Origin of the sequence: Novosphingobium sp. SG754, from assembly GCF_013149315.1 — a bacterium.
GTDB classification, from domain to species: domain Bacteria; phylum Pseudomonadota; class Alphaproteobacteria; order Sphingomonadales; family Sphingomonadaceae; genus Novosphingobium; species Novosphingobium capsulatum.
The window spans coordinates 574,994-595,780 of record NZ_JABGCC010000003.1 but is presented as its reverse complement, the minus strand read 5'-3'; the positions used below and the strand labels follow the sequence as shown (position 1 = coordinate 595,780).

The window sequence follows — 20,787 nt, the reverse complement described above, 5'->3', positions numbered from 1 at the left end:
TCAACGTCTGTGGCCGGCCGCCTGCCTCAATGCTCGGCGCCGGCTGCGATCACGCCGGTGCCTTTCATCCGCGCATAGCGCACCTTGAGCACCTGGCCGATGCTGGTGAAGTTGAAGCCATAGTCAATCTGATCACCGTTCCACACCCGATCGAACACCCAGGTCTGCCCGCCCTTGCCGTCCGGGGCGTAATGCCCTTCCTCGGCACGCAGCAGGGTTAGCGTTTCGCCGGGCGCGGGCGTGGCGAGGTTGAGCGTGACGCGGGTATCGAACCCGGTGATCAGGAATTCATCCGGGCCAAGCTGGGCAATGGCCGCGCCGCCGGTGGGATGCGGATTGCCGCGCGGCGGATCGAAACCAAACGCATCCTGGCCAAAGCCCAGCGTCGCCTTGTAGCGGCCGATCAGCAGTTCGCGCTTGTGGCCCGCCGCCGGATCGGCCGGTTCGCTGGCCGCGTGCACCAGTCCTTGCGCCGCCGCCTTGGCCCAGACCGCCTGCATCGGGGCAAACAGGTGATAGATGCGGGCAAAGCCGTTGATCGTGTCGTCGATCCCCTTGGCGCCCAGCGGAAAGTTGTAATAGCCGGTCTGGTCCATCCCGAACGGGGAATAGCCGATCGTGCCCTTGCCCAGCGCGTCCCAGAAAAAGCGCGCATATTCCGCGTCGTTGCCGATTTCGGGGACCATCAACGGGTTGTCTGGCCGGTCATAGAGATCGAGATAGGCGTGCACCGCCTTTTCGTCGCGGTTATAGATATCGGGCGCCACCAGATCGAGCGCGGGCGCGGCCACCTTGTAGATATCGATCACGTGGTGCACCGGTCCGCCGCTGGAATAGGTCGTCGCGCTCTGTCGGCCAAATGCCGATGCGAGCGCGGCATTGGCGTACATCGGCAGGTTCTTTTCCGCTTTGCCGGCCTTGGCCACGGTATTGAGATAGCTGGCGACATACCACGCCTGGAAATATTCGTCGGCATCGCTGCCAAAGGCCTGGGCCCAGCTCGATCCAGCCGGCTTGCCATAGTGCTTGAGCAGGGCCTGCGGCGCCGGGCCGGCAAACAGCTTTTGCGCCATCGGCGAAAAGTCGCGCACGTTGCCATAGCTGCCGACCTCGTTTTCCACCTGCATCATGATGACGGTGTTCTGCGGGTCGATCTGGGCGATGTGGTGCATCAGCGCGGTAAAAGCGCGGGTATCGGCCTTGAGCGTTTCGCTGCCCAGCGGGCTCATCGCATAGTGCACATCGCCCTTGGCCGTGAGCATATGGGGAAAGCGCTTGGGATCGAGCTTGACCCATTCCGGGGCATAGGCCGGCGCAGTGTTCTTCCACGTGGCAAACCACAGCAGGATCAGGCGCTTGTCATGCTTGCGCGCCTCCCCCACGACATGATCGACCCAGGAAAAGTCGAACTGTCCCTCGCGCGGCTCGATCTGCTCCCAGGCGACCGGGATTTCCAGCGTGTTGGCGCCCATGGCATCGATCGTGGGCCACACTTTCTTGAGCGGCTCGGGATAGTTGCTGGAATTGTTGGCCTGGGCGCCCAGCATCAGGAACGGCGCGCCATCGACCATCAGCATGGCGCCCTTTGCCGTGCGCTCTATGCGGGGAAGGGGGGCGGCGGCCGGCGAAGCAGCGCCTTGCGCGTGCGCCGCCATCGGCGCCATCAGGCTGGCCAGGGCCGCGATCAGGGTCTTGGCCGCGCGCCGGCGAGGCCGAATTTCCGTTTGGCTGTTGGGCACAACACAAAGCATCGTCTTCTCCCTGTTGGTAAGTTCGGCTCTGGCCCAGGGCGGACCGGCCGTGTTCTTTGCCGTGCCAATTCAAAACCACTTGACAGCGAGCCGCATTGCATGATGGTAGCGCTATCAGAATTTGTCAACGATTGCCCGAGGGTTGGGGAGAAGGAAATGGACGGGGTGTCATCCATCGCAGCGCTGCTGCCGGCAGACTGGGAATCCGGGCGATTCCTCGGGCGGGTGGAAACCGCGGCCGGGCCAAGCCCGATTCTGGTGGAACAGGGCGTGGCCTATGACATGGCCGGCGTGGCGCCCACCGTTGCCCAGCTCGTCGACATGCTGCCGCTCGACGCCAGCGCCGGGGTGGCGCTCGGCCGGCTCGATTCGCTGGCGCTGCCGCTGCTCAGCCCGATCGACCTGCAGTGCGTGAAAGCCTGCGGGGTGACTTTCGCCACCTCCACCCTGGAACGCGTGATCGAAGAGCGCGCGCGCGGCGATGCTGGCAAGGCGCAGGAAATCCGCGCCCGCATCGAAGACCGCGTTGGCGGCTCGATCCGCTCGGTCGTGCCCGGCTCGGCCGAGGCCGAGGCGCTCAAGGCGCTGCTGATCGAGGATGGCCTGTGGTCGCAATACCTGGAAGTGGCGATCGGGCCCTATGCCGAGGTATTTACCAAGGCGCCGGTTCTCGCGACCGTTGGCCCGCTGGCCGAAATCGGCGTGCGCAGCGATTCGACCTGGAACAATCCCGAACCCGAAGTGGTCCTGCTGGTCAATGCTGCCGGCACGGTGGTGGGCGCCACGCTGGGCAATGACGTGAACCTGCGCGATATCGAAGGGCGCAGCGCACTCTTGCTGGGCAAGGCCAAGGACAACAACGCCTCGTGCTCGCTCGGGCCGCTGGTGCGCCTGTTCGACGCCGGCTTCACGCTCGACGATGTGCGCCAGGCCGAAGTGGACCTGCTGATCGAAGGTACCGATGGCTATCGCCTGGAAGGCCATTCCAGTATGAACCAGATCAGCCGCGATCCGCTCGACCTGGTGCGCCAGACCTTGAGCGAACATCACTATCCCGATGGTTTCTGCCTGTTCCTGGGCACGCTGTTTGCCCCGGTGCAGGATCGCGACGATCCCGGCCGCGGCTTTACCCACAAGGTGGGCGATGTGGTGACGATCGCCACCCCGCGCCTGGGCAAGCTGGTCAATACCGTGGTCACCTGTCCGCAGGCCGCGCCCTGGACCATGGGCATCACCGCGTTTTATGCCAACCTGGCGCAGCGCGGCCTGCTGGGGCGCGCGGCATGAGCGGCGCCAACGGCGCGCTCAACGGTGCATCCCAGCGCGCGATCTATCCGAGCCTGGCGGGCAAGCGCGTGTTTATCAGCGGTGGCAGCAGCGGCATCGGGGAAGGCCTGGTCGAAGCCTTCGTGGCCCAGGGCGCACATGTAGCGTTCTGCGACATCGCACAGGAGCAGGGCGAGGCCGTGGCAGCGCGGCTGGGCAACAGCGCCGCGCCCGCGCCGCTGTTCCTGCCCTGCGACTTGCGCGATGCCGATGCGATCGCCGCGATGATGGCGCAGGTAGAGGCGCAGTTGGGCGGGATCGACGTGGTGATCAACAACGCCGCCAACGATGATCGCCATGCCGTGGACGAGGTTTCGCCCGCCTATTGGGACGAGCGGATGGCGGTGAACCTCAAGCACCAGTTCTTCGTGACCCAGGCCGCCGTGCCGGCGATGAAGCGCGCCGGTGGCGGTGCCGTGATCAACCTCGGGTCGATCAGCTGGCACCTGGGCCTGCCCGATCTGGTGATCTACCAGACGGCGAAAGCAGCGATCGAGGGATTGACCCGTGGCCTGGCGCGCGAGCTGGGCCGCGACAACATCCGCGTGACCGCGATCATTCCCGGCAACGTCAAGACTCCGCGCCAGGAACAGTGGTATACGCCCGAGGGTGAGGCCGAGATCGTGGCCTCGCAATGCCTTGATGGGCGGCTGATGCCGGCCGATGTGGCGGCGCTGGCGCTGTTCCTGGCCTCTGACGATGCGCGCCTGATCACCGGGCACGAATACTGGGTCGACGCCGGATGGCGCTGAGCGCAGCGCACGTTCCGGCCCATATCCCGGTCATCGCCGGGGCGACGCCGCAGGCGGTGTGGCCACTGGCGGCCACGCTGGGTGAAGGCCCGGTATGGGCCGCGCACGAAGGCGCGCTGTGGTTCGTCGATATCAAGGCGCCGGCGATCCATCGCTTTGTCCCGGCAAGCGGTGAAACCGCCACGTGGCCGGCGCCCGCGCAAGTGGGCTGGGTGTTGCCCTGCGCCGATGGCACGCTGCTGGCCGGCCTGCAAACCGGCGTGCACCGCTTCGATCCGGCAAGCGGCGCCTTTACCCTGCTCTGCGCGCCCGAGGCGCATCTGCCGGGCAACCGCCTCAACGATGCCACGGTCGCGGCCGATGGCGCGGTGTGGCTGGGCTCGATGGACGATGCCGAAACCGACGAAAGCGGGCGGATCTATCGCCTCGATCAAGATGGCTGCAACGATAGCGGGCTGCCGCCGGTTTCGATCACCAATGGGCCCGCCTTTTCGCCCGATGGGCACACGCTCTACCACCACGATACGCTGGGCCGGCGCATCTGGGCGAGCACGGTGCACGACGGGCGCGTGACCGGCACCCGCCTGTTCGCGCAAATCGAGGACGGCGCCGGCTATCCGGATGGACCGGTGGTGGACGCGCAAGGCTGCCTGTGGGTGGGCCTCTTCGCCGGTTGGGCCGTGCGCCGCTATGACCCGGCGGGGAAATTGATCGGCATCGTGCCATTTCCCGTGGCCAACGTGACCAAGGTTGCGTTCGGTGGCCCGGATCTGCGCACCGCCTATGCCACCACGGCAACCAAGGGCCTGAGCACGGCAGAGCGCGCAGCCCAGCCATTGGCGGGTGCGCTCTTCGCCTTCGATCCCGGGGTGGCCGGCTTACCGGCCCATCTCGCGCGGGTATAAAAAGACATATGGGAGAGGACAGGATGAACGATTTGGCACCAGGCGCGGTCAACATGCGCCTGATCGGCGCCATCGTGGCGGTGGCCACGATCGGCGGCTTCATGTTCGGCTATGATTCCGGGGTGATCAACGGCACGCAAAAGGGCCTGGAGGCTGCGTTCGAACTGGGCAAGGTGGGCATCGGTGTCAATGTCGGCGCCATTCTCGTCGGCTCTTCGATCGGCGCATTCGGGGCCGGGCGCCTGGCCGACAACATCGGCCGGCGCGGCGTGATGAAGCTGGCGGCAGTGCTGTTTCTGGCCAGCGCGATCCTCGCCGGGGCTGCCGGCTCTTCGCTCATCTTCATCATCGCACGGGTGATCGGCGGGCTGGGCGTGGGCGCGGCCAGCGTGATTTCGCCGGTCTATATTTCCGAAGTGGTGCCCGCCAACGTGCGCGGGCGCCTGTCGAGCGTGCAGCAGGTGATGATCATCACCGGGCTGACCGGCGCCTTTATCGTCAACTATATCCTGGCGCATGTTGCGGGAGAATCCACGGCGATCCTATGGGCCGGGCAGCCGGCGTGGCGCTGGATGTTCTGGCTGCAGGCGCTGCCGGCGGCGATCTATTTCCTCGCGCTCATGGGCATTCCGGAGAGCCCGCGCTATCTGGTGGCCAAGGACGAGGAAGCTGGCGCGCATGCCGTGCTCACCCGCCTGCTCGGCGCCGCCAGTGCCACCCGCACCGTTGCCGAAATCCGCCAGAGCCTGGCAGCAGACCACCACCGTCCCAAGCTTTCTGACCTGATCGACCGCGCCACCGGGCGCATCCGTCCGATCGTGTGGACGGGCATCGGCCTGGCCGTGTTCCAGCAGCTGGTCGGCATCAACGTGGTGTTCTATTATGGCGCCACGCTGTGGCAGGCCGTGGGCTTTTCCGAAAGCTATGCGCTGCAAACCAACATCATTTCGGGCGTGGTGTCCATCGCGGGCTGCCTCGCCACGCTGCTGCTGGTCGATCGCATCGGGCGCAAGCCGCTGCTGCTCACCGGCTCGGCCGGCATGGCGGTGACGCTGGGGATCGTTGCCTGGGCGTTTTCGACGGCGGTGCATGGCGCCGGTGGCGCGGTGTCGCTGCCGGGCAACAATGGCGTGATCGCACTGCTGGCCGCCAATGCCTATGTCGTGTTCTTCAACATGAGCTGGGGACCGATCATGTGGGTCATGCTGGGTGAAATGTTCCCCAACCAGATCCGTGGTTCGGGCCTGGCGGTTTCGGGCTTTGCCCAATGGATCGCCAACGCCGCCATTTCCGTCAGCTTCCCGGCGCTGGTCGTGTCGCCGGGCCTGGCGGTCACCTATTCGTTCTATGCGGCGGCGGCGGCCGTGTCGTTCTTCTTCGTGCGCGCCATGGTCAACGAAACCAAGGGCGTGGAGCTCGAACAGATGCAAGGCTGATTGCCGCGCGCCGGGCCTGTTTCCGCCATGTGGAGCAGGCCCGGTCAGCGCTTGGGGCTGGTTTCCTGCAGACCGATCGCGCCGCGCAGGCCGGGAATCCATTGCCCCTTGTGGGAATCGAAAAACGGAAACGTGTTGGTATAGGCCCAGACGCAGATCGGCACGCCCAGCGGGCGGAACGTTTTGAAAACGCTGCGGTAATAGGCGATGCGCTGATCTGTGGGAATGGATTCGAACGCACCGGTTTCGCCCATCAGCGGGATCTTGCCGGTGCGCGCGACATAGGCCTTGATCCGCTGCACATCCACCGGCAGCCGGGCAAGATCGACCGGCGTGCCATAGACGCGGCCCAGCGGCGGGGAGGGCGACACCCAGGTGGCGCCCTGGTGGGTGAAGGCAAAGGGTTCGTAATAGTGGAACGTGGGCCAGACCTGCGGATCATCGGGCAGGTTCAGCGTGGCGAGCGAGGTGATATTGCTCCATTTCTCGCCGCCGATGATCACCGGGCGATTGGGATTGTGGCGGCGAATAGCTGCCAGCGCCGGCGCAAACGTGGCCACCAGGTTGGCGTTGTCGAGCGCATCCTTGGGTTCGTTCTCGATCTCGAACCACAGCGTCTGGCGCGAGCGGTTGGCATAGTGATCGGCGATCTGCTGCCAGACGGCAGTAAACCACGGTTGGGCGCCAACCGGATCGGTGTTGATCGCCTCGAAATTGTGGCTGTTGAGAATGACTTTGAGCCCGGCGTGCAGGGCGCCATCCACCACCTGGTCCACCCGCACAAACCACGCCGGATCAATCGTGTAGGGCGGCGTTACCAGGCTGTGGCTCGACCAATTGACCGGCAGGCGCACCGTGTCGAAACCGGCTGCCTTGATCCGTACGAAATCGGCCGGGCCAAGGCGATTGTGCTGAATTTCCCCGCCATGGGCCATGTCCAGGTGGTTGCCCAGGTTGATGCAGGTGGCTATCGGCAGGCTGGCCGGCTTGCGGGCCATGGCGATGTGCGGGACAAGCGCGGCACCGGCGAGCAGCAGCGTGGCGAGAGCCTGGCGCATCGGCGCAGGAAAGCGAGGCATTGCAGGCATCGTCATTCGCCTCCATCATCGCTGGACAGCGGCCACGTGGCCGGTCGGCGGGTTTGCAGTGCCAGCTATGGCGTGCCAAGCCTGTGACGGCAAAGGATTATGTGGCAAAGTCAGGCCGGTGCCACATGACATAGCGCGCGCCGCAAGTTCCATAATAAAGGTTATGTTAAATGGAGCTTTTGGTCAGTTGCATGCCGTGCAACCGCACTGGCCTGTTTCGCACTTGCGGAATATGCTGAAATCACCCATTTGGAACGGGCCTTTCAGGCATCCTCTCCCAAACTTTCAAAGGCCAGCCTTCGGGCTGGCCATTTTTTTGTCTGCAGCACGCGTCAATCAGGTGTTGGTGGTTCAGGCCGCGTGGCCAAGCGCGCGTTTGACCGCTGGTATAATAGTATAAACCGCTTCGCGCTGCGCGCCGCGGTTTTCATGGTCGACGCAATAGCCCTGATAATGCCGCCGGATCAGCCCTGCGCGCACCAGATCGGACACTGCACGGCTGACATTGGTTCGCCCGGAATGGCGCAGCCGATCCCGCAATTCGGTAGCGATGGCCTGTTCGGCCTGCGCCGGATCAGCCGGCAATGTCCCTTTCCGCGCCAGTTGTGCGCGCACTTCTTCCACCACCGCGCGCCGCCGGGCATCACGCTGTGCCATCGGGATCAGGGCATCGCTCAACCAGTCGCGCACGGGAATGGCCTGGCCCCCTTCGCGCACATAGGGGCCGGCGCTGTCTGACGTGCCGGCGGCTCGGGCAATCAGATTCAGTACCATGAAGGTATAGCGCGGCCGGGTGGATACTTCGGCCAGCTTTTCCAGTACGGCCGGCAGATCGATGTCATGCGGCGGCTGGACCCGCGCCGCATCGGCGCCGCCATCCGGCCCAGCCACGGGCGCGCCCTTCCCCGCCAGCGCACGCCTTGGCCGCCGTCCGGCCCGTGAGGGCGGCAGCGACGTGGCAGGCTCCGAGGCAAAGAGATCGGGCTGAAACATGCGAACATTTCAAGCACAAACCGCCGCCCTTGTGAATCCCCTGGATGCACGCGCGGCCGGGCCCATGTCGATTAGCCAGTGGTGACACTTTACCCAAGCGCCTGGGTAAAGTGTCAGTCGTGGCGCTTCGCGGGGCGCGCTGCTGCCAAACATGGTGGCCGCGCAGCCAAACTGGGCGCCTGACCTGCTGCGCCCTTGACGGCGGCCGGCGTAGCGGCCAGTCCGCGATCGGTTTGGTTTCGATAGAGGGCAGCGCGGATATGGGTTTCAAGGTCTTGGCGCAAAGCCTGGCGACCGCGATGGTTGCAGCGCTGCTCGTTCCCGGTGCGGCCGGGGCCGAACCGCTGCTGGTCGGTGGCTATACCGGCGGGGGCGGCCAAGGCATTGCCGTCTATGATTTCGATGCCCGCACCGGCCATATCGCCGCACGGCCGCAGCAGGTCATGCCGGCGAGCAATCCGTCGTGGCTGACGCTTTCGGCAGACAAGCACCACCTCTATGCGGTGAACGAAAACAGCGACGGCCAGCCCGATCCGGTTGGCCGGGCATCGGCCTATCGCGTCGATCCGCGCAGCGGGCGCCTCGCGTTCCTCAACCGCGTCGGGTCACTGGGTGCAGAACCCACCCACGCCAGCCTCAGCCGCGATGGCCGTTTCCTGTTCATTGCCAACTATTCGGTTTCGGCCGATCCGGGCGGCACGCTGGCCGTGGTCCCGGTCCTCGCCGATGGCCGCCTGGCGCCAGTGGTGCAGGTCAAGACCCACCGCGCCAGCATGGTCGACGTCGATCGCCAGGCCTCGCCTCATGTTCACTCGGTGGTCTCGTCGCCGGATGGCCAGTTTGTGTTTGCCCAGGATCTGGGCGCCGATCGCATCCAGATCTACCGCTATGACGCGGCGCATGCCGAGCATCCGCTCAGCGCGCTGCCGGGGCAGCCGTTCCTGGCCCTGCCGCCGGGTTCGGGGCCGCGCCACATGGTCTTTGCCCCCGGTGGGCGGCAGGCCTATGTCACGCTGGAAATGGCCGGCGCGGTGGCCGTGCTCGATCATGCCGATGGGCATCTTACCCTGCGCAAGGTGATCCCGCTCACCCCGCCCGGCTTTGCCGGCAAGGTAGGCGCTGCTGCGCTGCATCTCTCGCCCGATGGCCGCTTTCTGGCTGTAACCGATCGCGGCACTGACAACGTGCTGGTCAGCTTTGCGATCGACCCGGCCGATGGCAGCCTGCGCCAGGTGGATCGCCACGCGGTCGATGGCGTGCAGCCGCGCGAATTCACCTTTTCGCCCGACGGGCGCTTCGTGCTGGTGGGCAACCAAGGCAGCGATGCCATTGTCGTGTTCCGCCGCGATCCGCAGACCGGGGTGATCGGCGAAAAGGTCCAGACGGTGGCGTTCAGTCAGCCGTCGGCGCTGTTGTTCCTGCGCTGAAACGCCAGCGCCACACTAGCGCGGGCAAAAGCAGCAGGGTCAGCAGCAGCGAGGTGGCCAGCCCGCCCAGGATCACCACGGCCATCGGTCCCTGGATCTCGCGGCCGGATTGGCCGGTCTCGATCGCCACGGGCAGCAGGGCAAAGGCGGTGACCAGCGCGGTGAGCAGGATCGGCGTCACCCGCTCGCGCGTCGCTTCCAGCAGAGTGTCGAGCGTCCATGGGCGCCCTTCGCCCAGCACCAGTTGATCGACATGGGCGACCAGCAGGATGGCATTGCGCGCCGAAATCCCGAACAGCGCGATAAAGCCAACCAGCGCGCCCAGCGAAACCACGCCCCCGGTCAGCGCCACGGCCAGCACGCCACCGGCCATTGCCGGCGGCATCCCCGCCAGGATCAGCAAGGCCGGCCGCACCCCGCCAAAGGCCAGGATCAACAGCGCCACCATCGCCACGCCGGCCAGCGCGACATGCGCGAGCAACTGGCGCTGCGCCGCAGCCGCACCTTCGGCCGTGCCCGCCCAGGACAGGAACACGCCGGGCGGCAAGGCCACATCGCGGGCGATGCGGCCTTGCGCGGCCTTGACCACATCGGCCACGGCATGGCCGGGCACGACATTGGCCGTGACAATCTGCCGACGCAGCCCGCCCTCATGGGCGATCAGCGCGCGCGCCTCCCCCGGTGAGATCGTGGCGATATCAGCGAGGCGCACCGCGCCGCCGCTGGCCCCGCCGGCCGAGGCGCGCACCAGTGTGTCGCCCAAGGCCTCGGGATCGCGGCGCAAGTCTGGCGGCAGCGTGACGGCAACATCGATCGCGCGATCGGCCAGCACGACCTGGCCCACCGTCTGCCCGGCGAAGGTGGCGCGAATGGCATCGCCAGCATCGGCCGCGGTCACGCCATGCAGCGCCATGCGTGCCGGATCGAGCGTAACCCCCAGCATCGGCGTGCCGGGTGCAGCCTTCATCGTCACATCGGTGGCGCCGGGCACGCCGCGCAGCGCCGCGGCAATCGTGGCCCCGGTGCGATCCAGAGTGTCGAGATCGGTCCCCTGCACGCTGATCGCGATGGCGGCGGTTTCGCCCGAGAGACTTTCGCTGATGCGGTCACCCAGGAATGTCGTCACTTCGCCCTGCAAGGCCGGGGTGGCGGCCAGGGCGGCGCGAATTTCAGCGAGGGCAGCGTCTTCGCCGCGCCCGCCCACCGATTTCAGGCGCAAATGGAACTCGCCCTGGCTCGGCGGCCAGGTATCCTCCCCGGCTTCGGCGCGGCCGATCTGTTCTTCCACACTCAAGACTTCGGGAATGGCGAGCAGGCGGCGCGACAGCTCTTCCCCGGTGCCGCGCATCCAGGCGAGCGAGGCGCCCGGCGGCCCGCTCCCCTGCAAGACATAGTGCCGCTCGCGAAACGTGGGCAAAAGCTCGCTGCCGAACGACAGCGTTCCGACGAGTGCAAGCGCGCCCAGCGTCGCAATCGCCCCCGCGGCCACGCCGGGCCGCGCGCAAAGCCGGCGCATCAGCCTTTCGTGCCAGTTCTTGAACCGTTCGAGCAGCGCCGGTTCGGCCACCGGGTTGCGCCCGCGCAATAGCATCAGCGCCAGCGCCGGCGTTACCGACAGCGCGACCACCAGCGAGGCCATCGTGGCGAGCAGGAACGCCAGGCCCAGCGGCGCGAAGAATGCGCCTTGCAGGCCGGTCAACAGGATAACCGGCAGCATGGTCAGCGCCAGGACGAACGTGGCATGGACCACCGGCGCGCGCACCTCGATCGAGGCGGCGGCGATGATCGCGCGGCGGTCGGCCTCGTCCGTCACGCCGCGCAGCCGGCGCACGATATTCTCGATATCGACGATGGCGTCATCGATCACCACGCCCAGCGCCACGGCCAGGCCTCCCAGTGTCATCGTATTGATGGTCTGCCCCGTGCGATCGAGCACGATCAGCGCAGCCAGCAGCGACAGCGGGATCGACACGAACGCGATCATCACCACGCGCACATCGCGCAGGAATACCAGCAGCACGACAAAGACCATCACCGCGCCGATCGCGAGATCGACGGTGATGCCCGAAAGCGCCACTTCGACGAAGTTGGCCGGGCGATGCAGCGCCGGGTAAAGTGTCACGCCCTGCGCGCGCAAGGCGGGGGCGAGGTCATCGATCGCCCGTTCGAGCGCGCGCGTGGTGTCGAGCGTGTTGGCGCCATACTGGCTCGACAGCGTCATCAGCACGCCGGGCTTGCCCATGATCAGCGCATCGCCCACCGGCGGCGCAGCGGCGTCCGCCACTTGCGCGACATCGCCGATGCGCACGGTTCCGCCCGGGCCAGTGGTCAACACGGCAGCGGCAATCTGCGCGCCGGTGGTGGCGCTGGGGCCGGGATCGACCAGGATGCGCTGGTTGGGCGTATCGGCAAAGCCGCCGCCGTTGACATTGACCGCCGCGCTCACTGCCTGGCCCAGATCGGCAAAGGTGATGCCGCGCGCGAGCAGGCGGGCGGGATCGGCGCGGACCTCGATGCGGCGCTGTTCCCCGCCAAACACGTTGGCCCGCGCCACGCCCGGCACCGAAAGCAGGCGCGGCTTGATCGTCCATTCCGCCAGATCGCGCAGCTGCATCGGCGACAGGCGCTGGGACACCAAGCCGATCTTGAGCAGGTCCATCGTGGACGACACCAGCGGCGTCAGGCGCGGGGTATCGACGCCGGGCGGCAGGCGCGGAATCGCATCGGCCAGTGCTTCGGAAACCTGCTGGCGCGCGCGATAGGCGTCGTTGCCCTCGCGGAAGGTGATGTCGATTACCGACAGGCCCTGGATCGATTGCGAGCGCACCGTCTCCACGCCATTGGCGCCGTTGATCACCGCCTCGAGCGGGCGGGTGACCAGCATTTCCACCTGTTGCGGCGAAAGGCCCGGTGCCTCGGTCTGCACGCTGGCCTGGGGCGGCACGAATTCGGGAAACACGTCATAGGCTGCGCTGCGCAGCGTGGTCACGCCCAGCGCCAGCAGCACCACCGCGCCCAGCAGCACGAGCCAGGGATGGCGCAGCGATTGCCTGACCAGCGCCGACAGCATCAATCGTCCCCGCCGTCGGCCGAGGGCTGCGGCGCGGCGTGATCCAGGCCGAGCAGCGTGCCGGCGCCGGCGACGACCACCTGATCGCCGCCGTGCAGGCGCCCGATCGGCACGAACCAGCCGGGTGCCAGGGCGCGACCGTCTTCCAGCGGCACGCGTTCAAAGCGATCGGGGCTAGTGGCGCGCCACACGAACAGGCCGGCATCGGTGCGCACGATCGCGCTGCGCGGCACGATCACGCCCTGCCGCACCGGCCCGGTGGCCGAGGTGGTGGCCGCCAGAATGCGGCCCACGCCGATGCGCGGCGCTTGCGGGCCGGTCAGCAGCGCCAGCGCGCCGCCGCTTTGCAACTGGGTGTCCCCCGCTGCGGCCGGGCCAAGCACGCGCACCTGCGCGGCGCTTGGCGCCAGGTCGATCTGCACCATGGCCCCCGCAGGCGGCGCGCCAGCGGGGAAATCGAGGCGCAGGATCGCGACCTCGCCCCGGCTGGCCTGCCGCGCCAGTGCCTCGGCCGCGCCGCAGCCCAGGTGCGACAGGCCAGCCCCGAATTCAAAAGTCACGCGCTGGCACGCCAGGTTGAGGCGGGCGGCGTCGGCGCGGGCCTGGGCGCGCGCGCTTTCCACCTCGCGCTGCGCGGCGCCGGCATCGGCCCCCGCCAATGCGGCCAGACGCGCGGCCTCCCTGGCAGAGGCGGACGCGGCCGCCCGCGCGCTGTCGATTTCTGCCCCGATAGCGGCCAGCGGGCCCAGATCGAGCGCGCGGGCATAGCCGGTTTCGCCCTGGCTCTGCGTCGTGGTGGCAAGCGCTGCGGTCACGATCCCGGCGCGCCGGCGCGTGGCATCGTCCACCACGAGTGCGCCCGTCGTGTTGGCGGGTGCGGCCGGCGCCGCGTGGGGCGCATCACCGCCATCGGGCGCCGCGAAATGGGCATAGCCCCACCCGCCCAACGCGCCCAGGGCAATGCCCAGCAGCAGCGCGGAAAAGGCGCCGCGACCTAGAGCCATGGCTGCACCAGTGCGGGGTCGATCATCGTTTCGGGTCCATCAAGCGGGCGCCGCAGCGCGTCTTCCAGGGCAAGATCGGCGCTGCGCACGCGGGTAAGCGCGTCGACCTGAGCCAGTTGCGCTTCCTGCGCGGCAATCTGTGCGGCGGCCCAATCGGCCGTGCCGATCGCGCCGAGTTTCAACTGCAGGTTGGCCTTGTCCGCCGCGCGGGCCGTGGCGGGCAGCTCTTCCCCGCGCAGTCGGGCGAGCGCGCCTTGCGCGGCCGTGCGCTCGGTCTGCGCCGCCTCGATCGCGGCCTGGGCGTTGGCCAGCGTGGTCTCGATCGTGGCGCCGGCCTGGGCACGGTGCGCTTCAGCTGCGGCAATGGCAGCGCGGTTCAAGTCCCACGAGGGCAGCGAAAGGTTGAGCGCGAACGGCAGCTTCACCAGCCCACGCTCCCAGGTATAGCCCGGCCCCAGGCTGACGGCGGGATAGCGCTGCGCCACTTGCGCGCGCAGGTCAGCCTCGGCCTGGTCATAGCTGGCGAGCGCGCGCAGCACATCGGCGCGCGCGGCAATCGCCCTTGCCCGCTCCGCCGCCGACAGCGCCGGCAGGTTGGCCTGGGGCTCGGTGAAATCGTTCCACAGCAGCGCTTTACCATCAAGCGCACTGACTGGCACGCCCAGCACGCCGGCCACGGCCGCGCGCCCGCCAGCGGCCCGTGCGTGCGCATCATTGAGCGTGCGCAGCGCCGCCGCCCGGGCCGCGCGATAGGGATAGAGGTCAAGACTGGCGATCTCCCCGCGCCGCGCGCGGTCTTCCAGCACGGCCAGCTGTCGATCGCGCAGCGCCAGGATGTCGGTGCCCAGCCGCACTTGCTCGGCCCCGGCCATGGCATCGATCAAGCCGCGCTGCAGCGCCACGCGTTCCGACCAGACCATTTCGGCCAGATCCTGCCGCGCCACCAGCACGGCCAGGTCGGCTTTGGCCAGGCGCGCCGATCGCCGCCCGCCGATATCGAGCGGCAGGTTGACCGATCCGCCCAGCAGCCACGGGGAAGATGTGCTGGGATCGTTGGCATATTCGCTCGACAGCGTGAACGTGGGCGCGGCCACCTTGTGCGCGGCGCGGGCATCGCGCTGGGCGGAAAGCACCGCCGCGCGCGCTTCGGCCACGCGCGGGTCTTGCGCCAGGATCGCGGCGAAGAGGTCGAGCCGGTCGAGGCCATCGGCCATATGCGGCGCGGCAGGGGCAATGCCTTGGGCGATCTGGCGCAGCTTTGGCTCTTCAAGCTGTGTTGTAACCCGCGCTGCGCTGCGGGCCGTCAGGTTGACCGGCGCGGGCGGCACCGGCGCGCAGCCGGCCGTGGCGGTGAGCAAGGCAGCGGTGATGGATAGTCTGCGCCTCACTGGTTTCGCTTTTCGTATGTCGCGCATGGCCCAGCACCACCCCCAACCCCCTCCTCTGAAGAGGAGGGGGTTGGGGGTGGTGAGAAGCCTCACGCAATGTCTGCCATTCCGTAGCAACAAGGCGTAACCGCCCTGCCGCTTCAAGAAAAGTGACCATTGCGCAACATTGGCCCGATCAGAACGTGATGCGCGCATCCACCATGAATGAGCGCGGCGCCAGGAACTGGAACTGGTCGTCCACGCCATAGGTCTTGCCATTGGCGATCGAGGTGATCGCGCGGTTGTTGAACACGTTCGACACCGTGGCGCCGATGCGGAAGCGGTTGGCGATCATCTGGCTGATGGCAAACTCGCCCACGCCATAGGGCGCAATGCGATAGCTGCGTGGGCCAGTGGCGCCAGCGGTCGCTTCGGTGGCGTATTGCGGGCCGGTGAACTTCTGGCTGAACGATACGCGCGTGCCGTTGTGGTTGTAGAACGCACCCAGCGCGGCAGTGGAGAACGGCGCGCTGGCGATCTGTGCCCCGCTCGTGACCGAATGGGCATAGTTGTACGAACCATTGGCAAACAGCGTCAGGCCGGTGACGGGCACGAAGCTGACCTGGCCTTCCACACCCTTGTAGCGGACCTGGCCGATATTGACGAGCGCGTTGGAGGGCGCCCCGGTAGAGGTATCGGCGGCGATCTTGTTGTTGACGTTGATGATATAGCCATCGACGTCAACCGAGACGTGGCTGCCGTGCCACACCGTGCCGACCTGATAGTTGGTGGAGGTCTGCGGTTGCAGCTTGGCCAGGTTCTGCTGCTGCACGGCCTGGTCGGTCGAGGTGCCCGACGGCGTGTAGAAGCTCGACAGGTCAGGCACATACATGCCTTGCGCATACTGGCCGTAGAACGACCAGTTCTCCTTGGCCTGCCAGTTGATCGTAGCGAACGGCAGCGTCTTGGTCCAGGTCGCGGCCGTGTCGATCGGGTTGCGGCTCTTCTGGTTGACCGGCCCGCTGATCGAACGGTTGAAGTGCACGTATTTCACACCGGGCGTGATCGACAGCGCCTCGATCGGGTGGAACTCGAACTCGGCAAAGAGTTGGTACTGGTTCCACTTGGAATATTGCAGGTAGTTGATGTTGGCATAGGCCGCGCTGGGCAGCGTGCCGACGCCGGTTACCGGCGCAAACTTTTCATTGTACGAGGGCATGCCGGTGGTGCGATCGAGGTCAAACCGCGCGCGGTCGGTATCGGCGTGTTCGTACCAGCCGCCCACGCGGATCTTGCCGAGCGCGAAATCATAGTTGACCTGGCCGATATAACCCAGCACGCGATACTTGTTGAGCTTGTAGTACCCCGGAATATCGCCCGCCACCGTCGTGGTCTTGTAGGGCGAAGCCACCGTGCCAGCGCCGCTCAGCGCCAGAACCGAGCCGGTGTTCCCCGACAGCGTGTTGTTGGTATAGCCATACATATAGGCGCGGTTGTCCATCGACAGGCCGGGCGCCAGCTTGCTCTGCAGGCGGATGTACGAGAAATCGGTGGTCTTGTCGGTACGGTTGTACTTCCAGTAATCCTGCTTGGTCGGATCACTGCCCAGGCCATAGTTGAGGCCATATTGCCCGATCTGCGAGGTGGGCGTGCAGTTGTCGGCGGTCAGCTGCGTGCCGGCGGCCAGCGCCGTGCCGCCGGTGCCACAGGTGGCGCCCTTCTGCAGATCAGACTGGTAATAGAAGTTGCGGTTCCACGTGCTGAGCAGCGTCAGCGTGTTGGCCGTGCCGATCGGGATCACCGCCTTGGCGAACAGGTTCTTGGAATTGACCGGCGAATTGGTCAGCGCGCCGTCCGAACGCAGGAACTGGCCAGCGACCACGAACTTGGCGCCGCCCAGCTTGTCGATCGCGCCGCTCTGGAATTCGGCGCGGCCGATGAAAGTATTCCAGTTGCCGAGCAGGCCCTGGACCTGGCCGCCCATCTGGTCGCTTACCGCGCGCGAATACATGTTGATGTTGCCGCCATAGGTGGCCTGGCCCAGTTGGCTGGCGTTGCCCGGGCCGCGATCGACCACCACGGTTTCGATCGTGGTGGTGGGGAAGAACGCGGTGGAATGGTGCGTCGGGTTGTTGGTGTCGGCAAACGGGATCGAGTCATAGGTGACGTTGTAATCGCCATCCTGGAAGCCGCGGATCGTCGCCTTGGTTTCGGTAAAGCCGGTGCCGTTGTTGCTGCCCGAAATGCTCACGCTGGGGGTCAGCGCGATCAGCTGGTTGAAATCCGACGCGGCGTTGGCGTTGTCGATGAATTCGCGGCTGACCGCGGCCTGCGGCTGCGTGGTGGTGAGCGAGGCGGTGATCGGCGCCACTTGCGCGGCGCGGCTTCCGGTCACGATGATGTCGGACGAGGTGAGCGACTGCGCGTCGTTGGCCTGGCCGGCCTGGTTGGCGGTGGTTGATTGCGGATCGGATGCGGCCGGGGCCGCTTCTGCGGCAGCAGTGGCAGGGGCATCGGCAGCGTGGGCCGTGCAGGCGAGCAGGCTGGAGGCGGCCAGCAGGGCGGCGCGCAAGGGGTGCTTGATCATGATGTTCCTCAATTTATCATCAGGAAGAAGGGGATCGGGTGTCAGTGCGCCGGCCACTCGGCGCGGGCAGCCGCAACCATCGGGGCAAGGCGGGGATCGGAAAGCAGCGCCTGCGCGGCGGCGGTCGCCATGCCGTGGGCGGCCTCTACGTCGGTGGCAAAGTGCACGCCGCAGATCTCGCGGCTCAGCGTGTAATCCTGCGCCTTGGCCATCAGTGCGGCAGCGCGGTCGGGCGCGAGCTGCGCCAGGGTCCAGGCGACCGACCAGGCAAAGGCGGAATGCCCGCTGGGATAGGCCTTGAGCGCCTGTTCGCCTTTGCCGCAATGCGGCAGCGCGGGATCGACCATGAACGGACGGGCGCGGTGGAAATGGTGCTTGGCAGCAGCGACCACGCGCTCCACTTCGTCCTGCACTAGGTTGGCCAGCGCCAGGGTGTGGGGCAGCGTGGCAATGTCCCTGCCCAACGCCTTGTCAAAGATCGCCGGCTCCTTGTGCTCGCCATCCCAATCGGCCTGGGTGATCCGCGCGGGCGAAGACGCCGCGATCAGCGCGCGCAGGCGATCGAGATCGAGCTTTTCCTCCAGCGAGCCGGGCGCGGGCGGCGGGGCAAAGGCATGGTCGGGCGCAAACGTCGTTGCCGAAAGCCAGCGCGGCGCGGGATCGGCATGATCGGCCGCGTGGGCCGCAGGCACGACCATGCAGGCAGCCGCCAGCGCGGCCACAGACCGGAAGAATCGCATCGTGTGAAACCCCATGGGCGCCGGGCCATTCCCGTTGCGCCTGCCGACCCGCTAGGCACCGTCCATGACATTTGTGCGACAAGTTCCGCACCTGGCATGATTTGCCCGCAACATTGCAAATTGAGAATGTTTTGGAGCGTGGGTGTCAGGGTTCGCACCACCCCCCGACCCCCTCCTCTGAAGAGGAGGGGGAGAGCCACTTTAAGCCCCATCCTCTTTAGAGGAGGGGGTTGGGGGTGGTGGAAACCTAACGCAAACGCCGCAATCACCCAGGAAACATCATCCGCACTTCCAGCCCCGGCGCATTGTCGGCCAGGGCCAGCGTGCCGCCGTGAAAGCGCACGATGGCTTGGGCGATCGACAGGCCCAGCCCGCTGCCGCGCCGGCCGGCAGTTTCCGGGCCGCGTTCGAACGGGCGCACCACGCGGCTGCGATCCTCCGGGGCCAGGCCGGGGCCATCGTCGGCCAGGATCACCATCGCGCCTTCCGCGCGCTGCTCCACCCGCAGCGTGGCCGTGGTGCCCGGCGGGGTGTGCGTCGCCACGTTTTCAAGCAGGTTGACCAGCAACTGGTTGACCAGCCCGGCATCGGCCCGCACCACCGATGAGTCCACCCGTCCCAGGCGCAGCGCGCCGCCGTGATCGGCCAGCACCGGCTCCATCGTTTCGGCCACGTCGGCCACCAAGGCACCCAGGTCGAGCGGGGCGACGGCAGTGGGATGGCGACCCGATTCCAGCTCGGCCAGGCGCAGCAGCGCATCGAAAATGGCGATGACCGAGGCGCACTCGCGCTCTGCCCGCTCGACCAGCGCATCGGTATCGGCAGTGGCATTGGCCGCGGCCAGCAGGCCGCGCAGCCGGGTCAGCGGCGTGCGAAGATCGTGCGCCAGGGCGCTGGAAAACTGGCGCTGCGCGTTGACCAGTTCCTCCATGCGATCGAGCATGCGGTTAAGGCTGGCCGCCTGCTGGGCAAACATGCCATCAAGCCGATCGGTGGCAATGCGGCGGGAAAGATCGCCGCGCGCGATGGCATCGGCTGCGGCCTGGGTTTCCGCCAGGCGCAGCGCGGTCTGCCGGGCAAACAGCATCGTCGCGGCGAGCCCCGCCAATAGCGCACTGGCAAAGATCGCCACGATCACGCCAGGCAGGATCGCCTGCAGGCTTTCGGCCGCCTCGCTGTGCTGCACCACCACGAACAGCGCGCCATCGGGCAGCCGCGTGGCCAGCGCCCGCCCCTTGTGCACCACATGCGCGCGGCTGACATAGCGCACCGGTGAAAAGCCCGGCGGCGGCGGCGGAATGCGCAGCCGCCCGGCCAAGAGGCGGCCATCGGCGGCAAACAGGATATAGGTGCGCTCGCTCAGCGCCTTCTGCTGCTGCCACGCCTCGATCCGCGCGGCGACGATCGCGGCGTTCACCGACTGGCCGTTCTCCGGCGCCAGGTACTTGCTGCTGTGGTATTCCAGCGCGTCATCGATCCGCCGGGCAATGCGCTGTTGTGCCACGGCAAAGACCACCAGCCCCATCGCCAGCATGGCCAGCGCAAACAGCGCGCCGAACTGGATTGCCAGGCGGCCCATACCCAGTGGGAACGCCGCCGCGCGCCCGCCGCGTGCGGAAGCGATGCTGCCGGCGATCACGTGCACAGCCCGCTGCGCAGCACATAGCCATGCCCGCGCTGCGTCTCGATCGGATCGATGCCCAGGTCGAGCAGGCGGGTGCGCAGCCGGCTCATGTTGCTTTCGACGATGTTGGTGGTGGGCGCAAAGGCATATCCCCAGACATGTTCGAGCAGCATGTCGCGCGTCACTACCTTGTCGGCATGGCGCATCATGTGGGCCAGCAGCGAATAGAGCTTGCGGTTGAGCAGCGCCTGTTGCCCGGCGAACGCCGCGCTATGGCGCGAGGGATCGAGTTCCAGCCGCCCCACGGCCAGGCGCGCCGCCTCGGCCGGGCCTGGTCGCCGCCGCGTGATGGCATTGAGGCGGGCGAGCAGTTCTTCCATGGCAAAGGGTTTGGCCAGGTAATCGTCTCCGCCCGCTTCCAGCCCCTCGATCCGGTCGGCCAGGGAGCCAAGCGCGCTCAGCACCAGCACCGGCGGCCGCGCCTCTCCGGCCGCACGCATCGCGCTCAACACCTCCAGCCCGCCCAGATCGGGCAACATGCGATCAAGCACCACGGCGTCATAGCGCCCGTGTGACAGCCGCTCCAGCGCAGCACGCCCGGTCGCGGCATGATCGGCCGATCGCCCCGCCGCACACAAGCCGTCGAGCACGTGCGCGGCAATTACCGGATCGTCTTCCACCACCAGGCAATGCATCGCCACCCCCCATGGAAAAGGC

Annotated in this window: 15 protein-coding genes; 5 read left to right on the top strand and 10 right to left on the bottom strand. The window is 67.1% G+C overall.

All coding sequences use genetic code 11. The features are described from left to right. Positions 1 to 26: 26 nt before the first annotated feature. Positions 27 to 1,751, bottom strand: a complete 1,725-nt coding sequence (locus tag FHW97_RS10525) for a DUF5597 domain-containing protein (protein WP_171798904.1) — start codon at positions 1,749 to 1,751, stop codon at positions 27 to 29. Between the two features lie 156 nt (positions 1,752 to 1,907). Here FHW97_RS10525 and FHW97_RS10520 point away from each other — a divergent pair, with 156 nt between their 5' ends. From FHW97_RS10520 to FHW97_RS10505, 4 genes are read left to right on the top strand one after another with little or no spacing between them, the layout of a single operon-like run. Continuing rightward, complete coding sequence (locus tag FHW97_RS10520) at positions 1,908 to 3,038, top strand: fumarylacetoacetate hydrolase family protein (protein WP_171796733.1); 1,131 nt, start codon at positions 1,908 to 1,910, stop codon at positions 3,036 to 3,038. Beyond that, positions 3,035 to 3,829: an SDR family NAD(P)-dependent oxidoreductase gene (locus FHW97_RS10515; protein WP_168352938.1), complete on the top strand. Its 795-nt coding sequence runs from the start codon at positions 3,035 to 3,037 to the stop codon at positions 3,827 to 3,829. The genes FHW97_RS10520 and FHW97_RS10515 overlap by 4 nt, the downstream gene beginning before the upstream one ends. Beyond that, entirely contained in the window at positions 3,820 to 4,734 is a 915-nt protein-coding gene (locus FHW97_RS10510; protein ID WP_216647716.1) for an SMP-30/gluconolactonase/LRE family protein, read from the top strand. Before FHW97_RS10515 ends, FHW97_RS10510 begins: the two co-directional genes overlap by 10 nt. A 23-nt stretch (positions 4,735 to 4,757) precedes the next feature. Further along, positions 4,758 to 6,170 carry a sugar porter family MFS transporter gene (locus FHW97_RS10505; RefSeq protein WP_171798903.1) on the top strand — a complete coding sequence of 471 codons (1,413 nt, stop codon included), beginning with the start codon at positions 4,758 to 4,760 and terminating at the stop codon, positions 6,168 to 6,170. A gap of 44 nt (positions 6,171 to 6,214) precedes the next feature. On the opposite strand, the gene FHW97_RS10500 is transcribed toward FHW97_RS10505, so the two are convergent. After that, positions 6,215 to 7,258: a glycoside hydrolase family 5 protein gene (locus FHW97_RS10500; protein ID WP_253941711.1), complete on the bottom strand. Its 1,044-nt coding sequence runs from the start codon at positions 7,256 to 7,258 to the stop codon at positions 6,215 to 6,217. Positions 7,259 to 7,609: 351 nt separating this feature from the next. Next, positions 7,610 to 8,251 (bottom strand): hypothetical protein, encoded by a 642-nt coding sequence (locus FHW97_RS10495; protein WP_084390801.1) that lies wholly within the window; start codon positions 8,249 to 8,251, stop codon positions 7,610 to 7,612. Between the two features lie 260 nt (positions 8,252 to 8,511). On the opposite strand from FHW97_RS10495, the gene FHW97_RS10490 reads away from it, so the two are divergent. Next, positions 8,512 to 9,678: a lactonase family protein gene (locus FHW97_RS10490; RefSeq protein WP_216647715.1), complete on the top strand. Its 1,167-nt coding sequence runs from the start codon at positions 8,512 to 8,514 to the stop codon at positions 9,676 to 9,678. Here the strand turns inward: FHW97_RS10490 and FHW97_RS10485 are convergent. The 7 genes from FHW97_RS10485 to FHW97_RS10455 form a co-directional block, all read right to left on the bottom strand. Continuing rightward, on the bottom strand, positions 9,644 to 12,748 hold the full coding sequence (locus FHW97_RS10485; RefSeq protein WP_171798902.1) for an efflux RND transporter permease subunit: 3,105 nt from the start codon (positions 12,746 to 12,748) through the stop codon (positions 9,644 to 9,646). The genes FHW97_RS10490 and FHW97_RS10485 overlap by 35 nt on opposite strands. Then, positions 12,748 to 13,752, bottom strand: coding sequence for a hypothetical protein (locus tag FHW97_RS10480; protein ID WP_171798901.1), 1,005 nt, complete (start codon positions 13,750 to 13,752; stop codon positions 12,748 to 12,750). Before FHW97_RS10480 ends, FHW97_RS10485 begins: the two co-directional genes overlap by 1 nt. After that, on the bottom strand, positions 13,743 to 15,140 hold the full coding sequence (locus FHW97_RS10475; RefSeq protein ID WP_370525351.1) for a TolC family protein: 1,398 nt from the start codon (positions 15,138 to 15,140) through the stop codon (positions 13,743 to 13,745). Before FHW97_RS10475 ends, FHW97_RS10480 begins: the two co-directional genes overlap by 10 nt. A 175-nt stretch (positions 15,141 to 15,315) precedes the next feature. Continuing rightward, a complete protein-coding gene (locus tag FHW97_RS10470) occupies positions 15,316 to 17,706 on the bottom strand; it encodes a TonB-dependent receptor (protein ID WP_171798899.1) in 2,391 nt (796 codons plus the stop codon). Between the two features lie 41 nt (positions 17,707 to 17,747). Next, complete coding sequence (locus tag FHW97_RS10465) at positions 17,748 to 18,446, bottom strand: phosphatase PAP2 family protein (protein WP_171798898.1); 699 nt, start codon at positions 18,444 to 18,446, stop codon at positions 17,748 to 17,750. A 265-nt stretch (positions 18,447 to 18,711) separates the two neighbouring features. Further along, positions 18,712 to 20,085: an ATP-binding protein gene (locus FHW97_RS10460; RefSeq protein WP_370525352.1), complete on the bottom strand. Its 1,374-nt coding sequence runs from the start codon at positions 20,083 to 20,085 to the stop codon at positions 18,712 to 18,714. Further along, entirely contained in the window at positions 20,082 to 20,765 is a 684-nt protein-coding gene (locus tag FHW97_RS10455; RefSeq protein WP_171798897.1) for a response regulator transcription factor, read from the bottom strand. Before FHW97_RS10455 ends, FHW97_RS10460 begins: the two co-directional genes overlap by 4 nt. Positions 20,766 to 20,787 lie beyond the last annotated feature (22 nt).